14 protein-coding genes are annotated in these 13581 nt (G+C 68.7%); 5 read left to right on the plus strand and 9 right to left on the minus strand.

All coding sequences use genetic code 11. The annotated features are described in order from the left end of the window. Positions 1 to 27: 27 nt before the first annotated feature. The 7 genes from OHA10_RS17910 to OHA10_RS17940 are packed head-to-tail and all read right to left on the minus strand — an operon-like array spanning position 28 to position 6801. Complete coding sequence (locus OHA10_RS17910) at positions 28 to 531, minus strand: hydrogenase maturation protease (RefSeq protein WP_371407349.1); 504 nt, start codon at positions 529 to 531, stop codon at positions 28 to 30. Beyond that, on the minus strand, positions 528 to 1805 hold the full coding sequence (locus OHA10_RS17915; RefSeq protein ID WP_371407350.1) for a hypothetical protein: 1278 nt from the start codon (positions 1803 to 1805) through the stop codon (positions 528 to 530). Before OHA10_RS17915 ends, OHA10_RS17910 begins: the two co-directional genes overlap by 4 nt. Further along, positions 1802 to 2434, minus strand: a complete 633-nt coding sequence (locus tag OHA10_RS17920; protein ID WP_371407351.1) for a DUF6084 family protein — start codon at positions 2432 to 2434, stop codon at positions 1802 to 1804. Before OHA10_RS17920 ends, OHA10_RS17915 begins: the two co-directional genes overlap by 4 nt. After that, on the minus strand, positions 2427 to 3095 hold the full coding sequence (locus OHA10_RS17925; RefSeq protein WP_371407352.1) for a DUF5947 family protein: 669 nt from the start codon (positions 3093 to 3095) through the stop codon (positions 2427 to 2429). The genes OHA10_RS17920 and OHA10_RS17925 overlap by 8 nt, the downstream gene beginning before the upstream one ends. Next, entirely contained in the window at positions 3092 to 3922 is an 831-nt protein-coding gene (locus OHA10_RS17930) for a NifU family protein (RefSeq protein WP_371407353.1), read from the minus strand. Before OHA10_RS17930 ends, OHA10_RS17925 begins: the two co-directional genes overlap by 4 nt. 2 nt (positions 3923 to 3924) lie before the next feature. Then, a complete protein-coding gene (locus tag OHA10_RS17935; protein ID WP_371407354.1) occupies positions 3925 to 5724 on the minus strand; it encodes a nickel-dependent hydrogenase large subunit in 1800 nt (599 codons plus the stop codon). A 3-nt stretch (positions 5725 to 5727) separates the two neighbouring features. Then, positions 5728 to 6801, minus strand: a complete 1074-nt coding sequence (locus tag OHA10_RS17940; RefSeq protein WP_371407355.1) for a hypothetical protein — start codon at positions 6799 to 6801, stop codon at positions 5728 to 5730. A 180-nt stretch (positions 6802 to 6981) separates the two neighbouring features. Between OHA10_RS17940 and OHA10_RS17945 the strand changes: the two genes are divergently transcribed. The 5 genes from OHA10_RS17945 to hypE all read left to right on the plus strand — a co-directional run bounded on the left by OHA10_RS17945 (position 6982) and on the right by hypE (position 12309). Continuing rightward, entirely contained in the window at positions 6982 to 7446 is a 465-nt protein-coding gene (locus tag OHA10_RS17945) for a helix-turn-helix domain-containing protein (protein WP_371407356.1), read from the plus strand. 82 nt (positions 7447 to 7528) lie between these two features. Next, the gene (gene hypF / locus OHA10_RS17950; RefSeq protein ID WP_371407357.1) at positions 7529 to 9805 is read left to right on the plus strand and encodes a carbamoyltransferase HypF; all 2277 of its coding nucleotides are present in this window, start codon (positions 7529 to 7531) and stop codon (positions 9803 to 9805) included. Positions 9806 to 9819: 14 nt separating this feature from the next. Continuing rightward, positions 9820 to 10134 carry a HypC/HybG/HupF family hydrogenase formation chaperone gene (locus OHA10_RS17955; protein ID WP_371407358.1) on the plus strand — a complete coding sequence of 105 codons (315 nt, stop codon included), beginning with the start codon at positions 9820 to 9822 and terminating at the stop codon, positions 10132 to 10134. Beyond that, on the plus strand, positions 10131 to 11249 hold the full coding sequence (gene hypD / locus OHA10_RS17960; protein ID WP_371407359.1) for a hydrogenase formation protein HypD: 1119 nt from the start codon (positions 10131 to 10133) through the stop codon (positions 11247 to 11249). Before OHA10_RS17955 ends, hypD begins: the two co-directional genes overlap by 4 nt. Continuing rightward, the gene (hypE, locus tag OHA10_RS17965) at positions 11242 to 12309 is read left to right on the plus strand and encodes a hydrogenase expression/formation protein HypE (RefSeq protein WP_371407360.1); all 1068 of its coding nucleotides are present in this window, start codon (positions 11242 to 11244) and stop codon (positions 12307 to 12309) included. Before hypD ends, hypE begins: the two co-directional genes overlap by 8 nt. Here the strand turns inward: hypE and hypB are convergent. Continuing rightward, positions 12278 to 13057, minus strand: a complete 780-nt coding sequence (gene hypB / locus OHA10_RS17970) for a hydrogenase nickel incorporation protein HypB (RefSeq protein WP_371407361.1) — start codon at positions 13055 to 13057, stop codon at positions 12278 to 12280. The genes hypE and hypB overlap by 32 nt on opposite strands. Position 13058: 1 nt before the next feature. Then, a complete protein-coding gene (locus tag OHA10_RS17975; protein WP_137252851.1) occupies positions 13059 to 13388 on the minus strand; it encodes a hydrogenase maturation nickel metallochaperone HypA in 330 nt (109 codons plus the stop codon). Positions 13389 to 13581: the final 193 nt, after the last annotated feature.

A 13581-nucleotide genomic window follows, 5' to 3' on the forward strand; every position in this document is an offset into this window, starting at 1 on the left:
GTACGACGGCCATCAGCATCCAGCGCATCACATCGTCCCCTCCGCCACACCGGGCCGGGATGCCGGTCCGGAGACCCGACCGGTGATCAGGTCGACCACCAGCTGCGCCGCGGTCCCGACTGCGTCCTGGACGGCCGCCGACAGTCCGATCCCGGCGTCGACGGCGGCCGGTTCGCAGCCGACCACGACTACAGGACCCACACTGCCACCGAGTCGCGGCACAAGCGAGAGCACAGCGTCCGGTCCGAGGTCATGAGCGTCCATACTCACCTCGGGACCGGGCTCCGCGCCGGGCTCGGCCTCGATCACGTAGACCGTCCCCGGCGGCCCGCCGCGCTGGACCGCATCGACCAGCACGACGAGGTCGTACGGTTCAAGCAGTTGATAGGCCAGATGGATCCCGCGGATCCCGAAGTCCCGCACCTCGACGCCGTCCGGGAGACTGCGCTGCGAGAGTTGCTCGACGACGGCCACCCCGAAGGCGTCGTCACCGCAGAACAGGTTGCCCAGACCAGCCACCAGAACGGTCATGTCAACGGCTCCAGTTCGTCCGGGCTGAAGTACAGGTACCGGCCGTGCGACCGTTGTACGTCGCCTTCCTCGCCGTCCAGCGCGACCGCGACGTGGGTCTCACCGTCGACATCGGACAGTACGGCGACCACCGTCCCGAACCGCCCGGTCAGGAACATGTCCTGGGCGTCGGCCCGCTTCACCCCGGGCCGGAGCCGGACCCGCGTACCGTTGCCTACGGCAACACCTCGAACCTGGACCGTGTCGGTCCCCGGCGAGACCGTGCTGTCCATCCCGGGATCCCACCAGGGCTTGCTGACCGGCTCCGGTTCGGTGACCTTGCGCAGGTAGCGGATGGTGCCGTGCAGGCGGTCCTGGAACTCCGGCGGCAGGGTGTCGATCCGGTCCAGCATCTCGGCGGCGCGCGGGTCGGTGCCGCGGACCTCGCGTTTCTCCTCCTCGGTCAGCGTCATCGTGCGCAGACTGAGGATCTCGTCGATCTCGGTCGCGTCGAACAGGTCGCCCTCGCTCTCCGGCGCGATCCGCGGGTGGTCGTACAGGATGATCGGCGAGGACAGTACGAGGTCGCCGGCCAGCACCGGGTAGAGCCCGATGTTCTCGCAGCCGGCCGCGTACGCACCGGCCCACTCGGGCGGTTCCAGCAGTGAGATGAACCGGCAGCCGTCGGCGGCGACCAGGACGTGATGGGCGATCAGCGCCTGCCGGAGTGCGCCGACCCGCTCCGAGCTGCCGTTCGCGGTCGTGTTCCCGACCCGGATCCGCAGCCGGGTGACGCCGTAGGGGCCGGGGAGCTTTTTGATGCTCAGGGCAACGGTTCCGCTGATCGGCTGCCGGGTCCGGCGGAGGTAGCCGGCCGTGCCGATCGGCTCGGTCTCGGTGCCGCCGGGCAGCTGGAACGGCACCTCGCGCGGGAACCTCTGCAGCCGGGTGGTGATGTCGACGGTTCGCACCACCGCCTCGTCCCACGGGCGGTATGTCGCATCGTCGGTCTCCAGCACGGTGACCTCGGTCCGGTCGGCGTCGAGGACGTGGCGCCACTGGGCCTGCAGGAAGCGCAGCCGCACGCTGATCACCGCGTCGTCGCCGTCGAGGAGGCACTCGGTCTGCGACCAGGACCGCTCGGACGGGTCCACCGCCGAGTAGTCCGGCGGCATCAGCACGCCGAACTGCCAGCGCACCCGGTTCTTCCCGTCCGACGCGCGGTACGGATACAGGACGTACCCCTCGAACAACAGCGCGTCCGCCAGCTCTTGGACGGCGTCGAACTCGTTCATTCCAGCTGTTCCTTCAGGAGTCGCTCGATCGCGTCGTCCCAGCCGGGCAGGGCTTCCCGCGTGCGGTACCGGTACAGCCGGTCGAAGGTGTCCCGCCGCAGCCGTAGCCAGGCGGCACCCGGGAAGTGCTGGTCCATCGCCTCCCGCCACACCGCGACCGGCAGTTCGTACGTCGTCTCTTTCTGCCAGGCGACCGGTGTCACCGAGAGGGTGCCGGGATGGCCGGTGAAGATCGTCCCGTTGAACAACAGCAGCAGCGGTACGCCGCCTTCGCAGACGGCGTAGAGGTACTTGTGGGCAGCCACGTCGAAGTCGTAGCTGCACGGGAGATTCAGGTCGGCCTCGGTCGCGCCGGTGAAGCCGGGCACCATTTGGGTGACGAACGCCAGTTGCAGCGGTTTCAACGTCTCGCCCCAGCGGGACCGATCGCCGAACAGATCCGCGAGCCCCTCGGCTTCCTCGTCGGTGTAGCGGCGCCGGATCGGCTCGATCCTGATCTGGCAGCGCAGCGCCAGCGCGTGCACCGGAGTGCCGGTCGTCTCCTCGATCCGCAACCGCATCCGGATCGAGGGCGTCGCGGCGTACCGGTCGGCTTCCGCGCCGGTACAGCTGAACTCCAGGTCAACCACGGCCGCGCTCCCGGACTCCCGCGAAGAACTCGTCGATCCGCCGCCAGACTTCCTCTCCGCCGGCGAAGCCCTCCCAGTGCCGGCGGACGATCCCGACCAGCTCGTAACACGCGTCGATCGGCACCAGATGGCACTCGAAGCCGTCGTCGAGCCGCCGCAGCAGCACGGCCTCCACATCCGGCAGGAGCTCCTGCAGCCGGGGATCGCCGGCCACCACCTCGTTCCAGGCGGTCAGGTCGAGCAGCGACTCGGTGGCGCCGCCCGGGCTGGGGTAGAAGGCGACGTACCGGCCCTGGTCGGACTGGTAGAACAGGAACGCCAGGTTGACCGGGATCCCCATCGCGTCCCACTGCGCGGCAGACAGAGCGAACTCGGCGTTGGCCCGGTAGCGCTCCGGAACCGAGCGGTAATGCCCGTGCGATGCGCCGCCGTCCGTGAACAGCAGGTAGCAGGATCGGCACGTGCACAGCAGCCGGTGACCTTGGATGTCGGCCAGATGCGAGTGCTGCGGCCCGATCGGTACGGAGCACATCTCGCACTGCTCGCCCGGCGCACCCTGCTCCCGGACCCCGCCGGTGAACTCACGAAGGACCGCAACCGGATCGACGGCCGGACGCGGCTTGTTCCGCGCGAGTGAGCGCAGGTTCGGCGGTGGTCTCACGCCGGTTGCACCCCCGGGATCGCGACCTTCCACCCCGACCCCTCCGGCAGCAGCGGCAGCGCTTCGAGCGGCGCCCCCACGACAGCCCGCCCGGCCAGGCGTACGTCGTACTGCGCTGTGCACCGTGGACAGGTGAGCTGATCGCCGTCCAGCCGGCCGTGGTGGAGGCCGGACGAGCAGGCCGGGCAGGTGTTCCGGTAGGCGAACAACGCGCCGGCCAGGTTGGCCACCATCACGTCGAGCCCACCGACAGTTAGGTGCTGGACCTGGCCGGGGGGTGGGGCCAGGTCCAGCTGGTGCCAGCCATCCCGGTGGGGGCGGAACGGCTCGATGGTCAACAGGGACTGCTTGTCCTTCACCATGCCTTCGACGTCGACCGCGATCGCTTCCGGCGCCGCGTCCAGGACGGCGTTCTCGACGGTCAGCCGGACCGTTGCCGTGGACCCCGGGCAGCCGTCACAACTGCCCTGCAGCCGCAGGTGTACGACGCCGTCGTCGTCGAGTCCGAGGTAGTCGATCCCACCGGCGTGCGAGCCCAGGTACGGACGGACCGAGTCCAGCGCGTGCTGGATCCGGGTCGCGACGTCGTCGGGGTGCAGGTCGTGCAGCAGGAGCAGACCGGCGACGAGGTCGTCCCCGGCCAACTGCCGGACCTGCTGCTCGTCCAACAGGCCCAGCAGTTGCTCCAGGCCGGCGCCGTGCAGGGTCAGCACCGCGCGGACCAGCTCTTCCACCTGTCCGGCCAGCTTGGGATCGGCGCGCCGCTGGACCTCGTCCAGCAGGACGTCGATCCGTTCGCTCAGGTCCTGGACGTCGTGTCGATCCATGGTCAGTAAGGCTTGACGGCGATGGACGGGGAGTGGAGATGCGTCTTCTCCTGCCCGTTGCCGACGAACATGTGCACGCCGCACGGCAGGCACGGGTCGAAGCTGCGGACCGCCCGCATGATGTCGATGCCCTTGAACCGCTCCGGTGGATTCTCCTCGAAGATCGGGGTGTTCTGTACGGCGTCCTCGTACGGACCGGGGGTGCCGTAGCTGTCCCGGACGCTGCCGTTCCACGGCGTCGGCGGGTACGGGTGGTAGTTCGCGATCTTGCCCTCCCGGATCACCAGGTGATGGGAGAGCACCCCGCGGACGGCCTCGGTGAAGCCGCAGGAGATCGCCTCCTCCGGGACCTTGAACGGCGTCCACGTCTCGGTCCGGCCGGCCCTGACCTCGGCCATCGCCTTCTCACAGAAGTGCAGCGCGAGCGCCGCGGCGTACGCCTGGAAGTAGGTCCGGGCCCGGTTCCGCTCGAGCGCGTTGCTCCACTGCGGGATCTTCCACTCGTACTCCGTGGCCGGCTTGAGGGCCGTCCGCGGGAGCTGGATCTTCACGCTGTGTCCAGTGGCCTGGATGTAGTCGGTGTTGACCAGGCCGGACAGGGCCGTCGACCAGAGCCGGGCGATCGGGCCACCGCCGGTGTCGAGCGCGAGGTGGTCGGTGCCGTCGAACCAGCGCGGCGACATCGTCCAGCTGTAGGCGTTGGAGAAGTCGCGCTTCTGCGGCTTCGGCAGCGTGTGCTGGTTCCACGGGTGCCGGACGTCGATCGGGTTGCCGAGCGGGTCGATGTCGACGAACTTCTCGTGCGTGCCGTCGGCCCAGTCGTCGTAGTACGAACTGCCGAGCAGGATCCGCAGGCCGAGGTTGATGTCGACCAGGCTGTTGGTGACGAGTTCGCCGTCGACGATGACGCCCGGGGTGACGAACATCCTCCGGCCCCAGGCCTCCATGTTGCGGTAGGTGAAGTCGCAGTGCGCCGGGTCCTGCAGACTGCCCCAGCAGCCGAGCAGGATCCGCCGTTCGCCGACGTGCTCGTAGCCGGGCAGTGCCTCGTAGAAGAAGTCGAACAGGTCGTCGTGCAGCGGCACGACCTTCTTCATGAACTCGATGTAGCGCATCAGCCGGGTCAGGTAGTCGGTGAACAACTGGATGGTCGCGACCGTGCCGACGCCGCCCGGGTAGAGCGTGGACGGGTGGACGTGGCGGCCTTCCATCAGGCAGAACATCTCGCGCGTGTAGCGGCTGACGTGCAGTGCCTCGCGGTAGAACTCGCCCTCGAGCGGGTTCAGCGAGCGCATGATGTCGCCGATGGTCCGGTAGCCGTGGTCGCCGGCGTGCGGCGCCTCGGTGCGGTTCGCCAGCTCGAGCACGCCCGGGTTGGTCTCCTTGACCATCCGCTCGCAGTAGTCCACCCCGACCAGGTTCTCCTGGAAGATGTTGTGGTCGAACATGTACTCCGCGGCCTCGCCGAGGTTGACGATCCACTCGCCGAGGTGCGGCGGCGCGACGCCGTACGCCATGTTCTGCGCGTAGACCGAGCAGGTGGCGTGGTTGTCACCGCAGATCCCGCAGATCCGGCTGGTGATGAAGTGCGCGTCGCGCGGGTCCTTGCCCTTCATGAAGATGCTGTAGCCGCGGAAGATCGACGAGGTGCTGTGGCACTCCTCGACCGTCTTCGACTTGAAGTTCACGTTCGCGTAGATGCCCAGGCTGCCGACGATCCGGGTGATCGGATCCCACGCCATCTCGACGACGTCGGTGTTCTTGGAGTCGGTCGGCCGGACTTTCGGGTCGACGGCGGTCATGGCCTACCACACCTTCTCGTAGCCGGTGCTGAGATCGGAGCCCTTGGTCCGCCACTTGGGTTCCTTGTTGCTCGCGTTCTGGGTGTACTTGCGCAACCGCCGGATCACCGTGCCGTAGACCAGGCTGGCGGTGGTCGAGACCCTGCTGCCGGGCGGTTCGTCCATGAACGGCATGAACTTGTCCGGGAATCCGGGCATCGTGCAGGCGATGCAGATCCCGCCGACGTTCGGGCAGCCGCCGACGCCGTTGATCCAGCCGCGCTTCGGCACGTTGCAGTTGACCACCGGGCCCCAGCACCCCAGCTTCACCAGGCACTTGGCCGAGCCGTACTCCTTGGCGAAGTCGCCCTGCTCGTAGTACCCGGCCCGGTCGCAGCCTTCGTGCACCGTGCGGCCGAACAGCCACTGCGGCCGCAGTTCGGCGTCCAGCGGGATCATCGGAGCCTGGCCGGCCACCTGGTACAGCAGGTAGACGAGCGTCTCGGACAGGTTGTCGGGGTGGATCGGGCAACCTGGCACGCAGACGATCGGCAGACCGGCCTTCGACTTCCAGCTCCAGCCGAGATAGTCGGGCACTCCCATGGCACCGGTCGGGTTGCCGGCCATCGCGTGGATCCCGCCGTACGTCGCACAGGTGCCGACGGCGACCACCGCGGTGGCCTTCGGCGCCAGCCGGTCCAGCCATTCGGACGTCTTCATCGGCTGACCGGTGGCCGGATTGTTGCCGAAGCCGGCCCAGTACCCGTCGGAGCCGTGTACGGCCTCGTTCGGGATCGAGCCCTCGACCACGAGCACGAACGGCTCGAGCTCGCCGCGGTCCGCCTTGTGCCACCAGGCGATGAAGTTGTCCGCGCCGGTCTCGGGGCCGCACTCGAAGTCGATCAGCGGCCAGTGCACCGCGATCTTCGGCAGCCCGGGCAGGGCGCCGAGGACGATCTCCTCGATACTCGGCTGGGTGGCTGCCGTCAGCGCGACCGAGTCACCGTCGCAGCTCAGTCCACCGTTCATCCAGAGGATGTGCACGACACCCTCGTCGGTCTCCTGCTCAGCCTGCTCCGGTTCCAGCGTCGTGGACACGACCCCGCCCTTCCCGTCACCCTCAGAATGCCGACCTTTTTCGACCGTACTTCGGTCCCGAGCCGACCGACAGACACTTGTGTCAGCTATTAATGGCGGTGTCCGGAAATCCGGGAATCGGCGATTCCAGGACAATCCGGAGCAGCGTTTTTACCGGTCTTCCGCCGATATTCTCGGGCCATGGACGACGATCCCGGTCGCGAGGTGTTCGTCTCGCCCGTGGTCGTGGCCTCACAGGTCTTCCCGGCCCGGCCGGGATCGCTGCCGGACGCCGAACAGTTCGTCCGCGACGCGCTCGAGCCGATCACCCTCGAGACCGAGGAGCGACAGGCCCTCTACCAGGCCATCACCACGGCGCTGCTGGCTGCTGCCGGCAAGGACGGCGTCTTCGATGTGATGGTGCGGATCTTCCCCGACGGCGTGGAGGTCGAGGTCCTGCACGGCGCCGGGATCCACCGGGTGCAGCCCGCGGCCGAGCCGTTCGCCGACTGGCTGAACGGCGTACTGCGTGGTCAGGGGCTGTCCCAGGAGGCGGCCGCGCAGCGGATCGGGGTGTCGGTGCGGACGATCAGCCGGTGGCTGCGCGGTGACACCGAGCCGCGGATGCGGGATCTCCGCCGGGTGCACGAGATCTTCGGTCCATGATCTCTGGCCTGCGGCCGGTGCCGGGTTTAGTGTGCGAATTGTCCGTTGATCGCGGAACTCGCCATTTCTTTCCCCCACCGGGGTGAGCATCACGAACGAACCGGAACGGGTCCGCAGCCGCGTGCAGGTCACCGGCGTCGTCCAGGGCGTCGGGTTCCGTCCGTTCGCCTACGCGCTGGCCCGGGAGCTCGGCCTGTCCGGCCAGGTCGGCAACACCACGGCCGGTGTGGTCGCCGACGTCGAGGGGCCGGTCGCCGCGGTGACCGCGTTCGCGGATCGCGTCCGGACCGACGCGCCGCCGCTCGCCGTGGTCTCGGGGGTGAGCACCGAGCGGCTCCCGGTGGTCGGCGGTACCGAGTTCATCATCCTCGACTCGACAGCAGGCCCGGGCCGGACGCTGGTCTCACCGGATGTGGCGACCTGCGCGGACTGCCTGGCCGAGTTCGCCGATCCGTCCGACCGTCGCTATCGGCATCCGTTCATCAGCTGCACCAACTGCGGTCCGCGCTTCACGATCATCACCGATCTGCCCTACGACCGCCCCGCGACGACGATGGCCGGGTTCCCGCTCTGTCCCGACTGCGCCCGCGAGTACGCCGATCCCGCCGACCGCAGGTTCCATGCGCAGCCGATCGCCTGCCCCGCCTGCGGCCCGCGACTGCGGCTCGTGCAGCCGGGCCTGGAGCCGGAGTACGACGAGGACGCGTTGGCGGCGGCGCATGCCCTGCTGGTCGACGGGGCGATCCTCGCGGTCAAGGGGATCGGTGGCTTCCATCTGGTCTGCGACGCCGGCGACCAGGCGGCGGTGACCACGTTGCGCAAACGCAAGGACCGCGGTGACAAGCCGTTCGCGGTGATGGCCGCCGATCTCGACGCGGCCCGGCGGATCGTCGCGGTCGACGCCGACGAGGAGGAGTTGCTCACCGGCAGCCGGCATCCGATCGTGCTGCTCCGGCGCCGGCCGGGTGCGGCCGTCGCCGAAGCCGTTGCCCCCGGCAACCCTGACCTCGGCGTGATGCTGCCGTACACGGCGCTGCACCAGTTGTTGTTCGACCAGCCCGGTCCCTGCGTGCTGGTGATGACGAGCGGCAACCTGTCCGGCGAGCCGATCGCGACGACCGACGACGAGGCGATGACCCGGCTCGCCGGGCTGGCCGACGCCTGGCTCGACCACGACCGTCCGATCCATGTGCCGTGCGACGACTCCGTCGTACGGATCGTCGACGGGACGGAGCTGCCGGTACGGCGGTCTCGCGGGTACGCGCCGTTCCCCGTCGACCTGCCCGTCCCGGTCCGGCCGGCACTGGCCGTCGGCGGCGATCTGAAGAACACGTTCTGCCTCGGCGACGGGCTCTATGCCTGGCTCTCGGCACATGTCGGCGACATGGACGACCTGGCGACGCTGCAGGCCTTCGATCGGGCGGAGAAGCACCTGGAGGAGCTGACCGGGGTCCGTCCGGAGGTGCTCGTGACGGACAAGCATCCGTCGTACCGCTCGCGGCACTGGGCCCAGCTGAATGCGCGCGGGCGGCCGGTGATCGGCGTACAGCATCATCATGCACACCTCGCGTCGGTGATGGCCGAGCATCGGTACCAGGGCGAGATCATCGGGTTCGCCTTCGACGGGACCGGGTACGGCGACGACGGCGCGGTCTGGGGTGGGGAGGTGCTGCTGGCCGGGTACGACGGGTTCGAGCGGTACGCGCATCTGAAGTACGTGCCGCTGCCGGGCGGCGATGCCGGCGTACACAATCCGTGCCGGATGGCGTTGTCGCATCTACGAGCCGCGGGACTGCGCTGGGATCCGCGCCTGCCGTCGGTGCGGGCCTGCCGCGGCGCGGAACTGGACCTGCTCAGAGCCCAACTGGACAAGGAGATCGCGTGTGCGCCGACGTCCAGCATGGGCAGATTGTTCGACGCGGTGTCGTCGCTGGCCGGGGTGTGCCACCGGGCCGGTTACGAGGCGCAGGCGGCGATCGAGCTGGAAGGGCTGGCCTCGCCGGATCAAGGGCTCGGTGCTTACGAGTTCGGGATCACGGGGACGGAGATCGATCCGGCGCCGATGCTCGCCGCGGTCGTGCGGGACGTGCTGGCCGGGGTGGCGCCGAGGGTGATCAGCGCCCGGTTCCATCGCGGTCTGACCGAACTGATGGTGACGCTGGCCGAACGGATCCGCGCCGCCGGAGGACTGACCACCGTCGGCCTGTCCGGCGGCGTGTTCGTCAACAAGATATTGCTATCAGCAACTACCTCGGCGTTGACCGACGCCGGGTTCGCCGTACTTCGGCATCGCCGGGTACCGCCGACGGACGCCGGGCTCGCCCTCGGGCAATTGGCCGTCGCGGCACGGGTCCGGTAGGGGAGGGGAACATCATGTGTCTGGCCGTGCCGGGGAAGGTCGTGGAGATCCGGGAGCAGGACGGCACCCGGATGGGGCAGGTGGACTTCGGCGGCGTGCTGAAGGAGGTCTGCCTGGAGTACCTGCCGGATCTGCAGGTCGGTGAGTACACCATCGTGCACGTCGGCTTCGCGTTGCAGCGCCTGGACGAGGAGTCCGCGATGCAGTCGCTCGCTCTGTACCGCAAGCTCGGTGCGCTCGAGGAGGAGTTCGGCGACCAGTGGGGCCTGGCCGCTCGGCAGGCCGGTGAACGCCGACCGCCCGGCACTGAGTGGGAGGTGGATCGATGAAGTACCTCGACGAGTTCAGCGACCCGGTGCTGGCCCGCAGGCTGGTCGACCAGATCCACGCGACCGCGACGCAACCGTGGGCGATGATGGAGGTCTGTGGCGGGCAGACGCACACGATCGTCCGGCACGGTATCGACCAGTTGCTGCCGGACGGTGTCGAGATGATCCACGGTCCCGGCTGCCCGGTCTGCGTGACGCCGCTGGAGATCATCGACAAGGCGCTCGAGATCGCCGCCCAGCCCGACGTGATCTTCTGCTCGTTCGGCGACATGCTGCGGGTGCCCGGCAGCGGTCGCGACCTGTTCCGGATCAAGAGCCAGGGCGGTGACGTCCGCGTGGTCTACTCGCCGCTGGACGCGCTCCGGCTGGCGCAGCAGAACCCGGACAAGCAGGTCGTCTTCTTCGGCATCGGTTTCGAGACCACCGCGCCGCCGAACGCGATGACCGTCTACCAGGCCAAGAAGCTCGGCATCCCGAACTTCAGCCTGCTCGTCTCGCACGTCCGGGTGCCGCCGGCGATCGAGGCGATCATGCAGTCGCCCAGTTGCCGGGTGCAGGGCTTCCTCGCCGCCGGCCATGTCTGCAGCGTGATGGGTACGACGGAGTATCCGCCGCTCGCGGACAAGTACGGCGTACCGATCGTGGTCACCGGGTTCGAGCCGCTGGACATCCTGGCCGGGATCCTGCGCACGGTCACGCAGCTCGAGAAGGGCGAGCACGTGGTCGAGAACGCGTACCAGCGGGCGGTCCGCGACGAGGGCAACCCGGCCGCGATCGCGATGCTGGCCGACGTGTTCGAGACCACCGACCGGGCCTGGCGGGGGATCGGGATGATCCCGCAGAGCGGCTGGCGGCTGTCCGAGCGGTACCGCGAGTACGACGCGGAGTACCGCTTCCAGGTCCGCGACATCGCGACGCAGGAGTCGACGGTGTGCCGCAGCGGCGAAGTACTGCAGGGATTGATCAAGCCGCACGAGTGCTCCGCGTTCGGGACACTGTGTACGCCGCGCAACCCGCTCGGGGCCACGATGGTGTCGAGCGAGGGCGCGTGTGCGGCGTACTACCTCTACCGCCGGCTGCAGACCCCCGTCGAGGTGGTGACGAGCGGTGGCTGAGCAGGTCATGGCGCCCGACTTCGACGGCTGGACGTGCCCGATGCCGTTACGGGATCACCCGAACGTCGTGATGGGGCACGGGGGCGGCGGACAGATGTCGGCCGAGCTGATCGAGCACCTGTTCGTGCCCGCGTTCGCGAACCCGGTGCTGGACGGTCTGACCGACTCAGCGGTGTTCACCCTCGGGGACGCACGGCTGGCGTTCTCGACCGACTCGTTCGTCGTCCAGCCGTTGTTCTTCCCCGGCGGCAGTATCGGGCATCTGGCCGTGAACGGGACGGTCAACGATCTCGCGATGAGCGGCGCCCAGGCGGCGTACCTGTCCTGCGGGTTCATCCTGGAGGAGGGCGTCGAGTTGTCCGTGGTCGGCCGGATCGCGGCGGACCTCGGGGACGCGGCCCGGACGGCCGGGGTGACGGTCGCGACCGGCGACACCAAGGTCGTCGATGCGGGGCACGGCGACGGCGTGTACATCAACACCGCCGGCGTCGGGCTGGTCCCGGCCGGCGTCGACATCCGCCCGCAGCGTGCCGCACCGGGTGATGTCGTGATCGTCAGCGGTCAGATCGGCGTGCACGGGATCGCGATCATGAGCGTGCGGGAGGGCATCTCGTTCGGCACTGAGGTGGTCAGCGACTGCGCGCCGCTGAACGGTCTGGTCGCGGCGATGCTCGCGGTCTGCCCCGACCTGCATGTACTACGCGATCCGACCCGCGGCGGCGTCGCCACCTCGTTGAACGAGATCGCCAAGTCGGCCGGGGTCGGCATCGAGCTGACCGAGAGCGCCCTACCGGTGCCGGAGACCGTCGCGAACGCCTGCTCGTTCCTCGGGCTCGATCCGCTGTACGTCGCCAACGAGGGCAAGCTGCTCGCGATCGTGGGTCGCGACGACGCGGACGCCGTACTCGCGGCGATGCGCGCGGATCCGCTCGGTGCGGACGCCGAGATCATCGGTGAATGCGTGGAGGCGCATCCCGGCATGGTCGTGACCCGGACGGCGTTCGGCGCCACCCGGGTCGTGGACACGCCTATCGGAGAGCAGTTGCCGCGGATCTGTTAGCGAGCCACTCGTGCCAGGCGTCGAGCCCGTCGCCGCGGGTGGCGGAGACGGGCAGCATCTCGACGTCCGGCTTGACCCGGTGGATCAGCTCGAGACACAGGTCGACGTCGAAGTCGACGTACGGGAGCAGGTCGATCTTGTTCAGCAGGACGAGGTCGGCGGTGCGGAACATGTAGGGGTACTTCGCCGGTTTGTCCGCGCCCTCGGTGACCGAGATGATCACCACCCGGGCCGCCTCGCCGAGGTCGAACAGGGCCGGGCAGACCAGGTTGCCGACGTTCTCGACGAAGACCAGCGAGCCGTCGGGCGGGGCGAGTTCGGCCAGGCCGCGGTCCATCATCTCGGCGTCCAGGTGGCACCCGGCGCCGGTGTTGATCTGGACGACCTTGCTGCCGGTGGACCGGATCCGCTGGGCGTCCAGCCAGGTCTCCTGATCGCCTTCGATCACCAGGGTCTCGCGGCGGTCGCCGAGGTCGGTGATCGTGCGTTCGAGCAGCGTGGTCTTGCCGGAACCCGGTGAGCTCATCAGGTTGATCGCGGTGATCGCGTGCTCGGCCAGCCGGTGCCGGGTGGCCGCGGCGAGCAGGTCGTTCTTCGCCAGGATGTCCTGTTCGAGGAGCACGGTCCGGCTCTCGTGGGCGTGCTCGTGTGGATGCGGATGTGGATGGTCGTGATGGTGCTCGTGCTCGTCGACCAGCGTCACGCGGGTGGTGCTGTCCTCGCCGCCGCATCCACAGGTGCTGCACATGTCAACGCACCTCCACCGAGATGATCCGCAGTTCGCGGCCGGCCAGGACGTCGAGATCGGCGCTGCCGCAGTCGCACAGCATGATCGGATCCTCGAGTGTGAACTCCCGCCCGCAGTCCCGACAGTACGCCCGCCCCGGCGGCTCGTCGATGTCCAGCCGGGCGCCCTCCAGCCCGGTCCCGCCGGCCACGATCTCGAAGCAGAACCGGATCGAGTCGGTCACCACGCCGGACAACCGCCCGATCTCGAGCCGGACGGCTGCCACCGGTCCGTCGCCGATCTTCTCGACGATCGCATCGACGATGCTCTCCGTGATGGCGAGCTCATGCATCTTCCCGACGGTACTCCGGTCCGCGCGGAAAAGTTGCGGGAAAACCTGCACTCCCGTCGAGCACTCAGCGTAATCGGCAGAACGGCGTGATTTCGGCAAGAATCCGGGCCCGGGAATCCATTGGGCACGAATAGTTACCGTTGTGCGCGGCAACCAATCAAGACGTCTCCGCCGATCGCTACCGGATGGGCGA

The organism is Kribbella sp. NBC_00662, assembly GCF_041430295.1.
In the GTDB taxonomy this organism is placed as follows: domain Bacteria; phylum Actinomycetota; class Actinomycetes; order Propionibacteriales; family Kribbellaceae; genus Kribbella.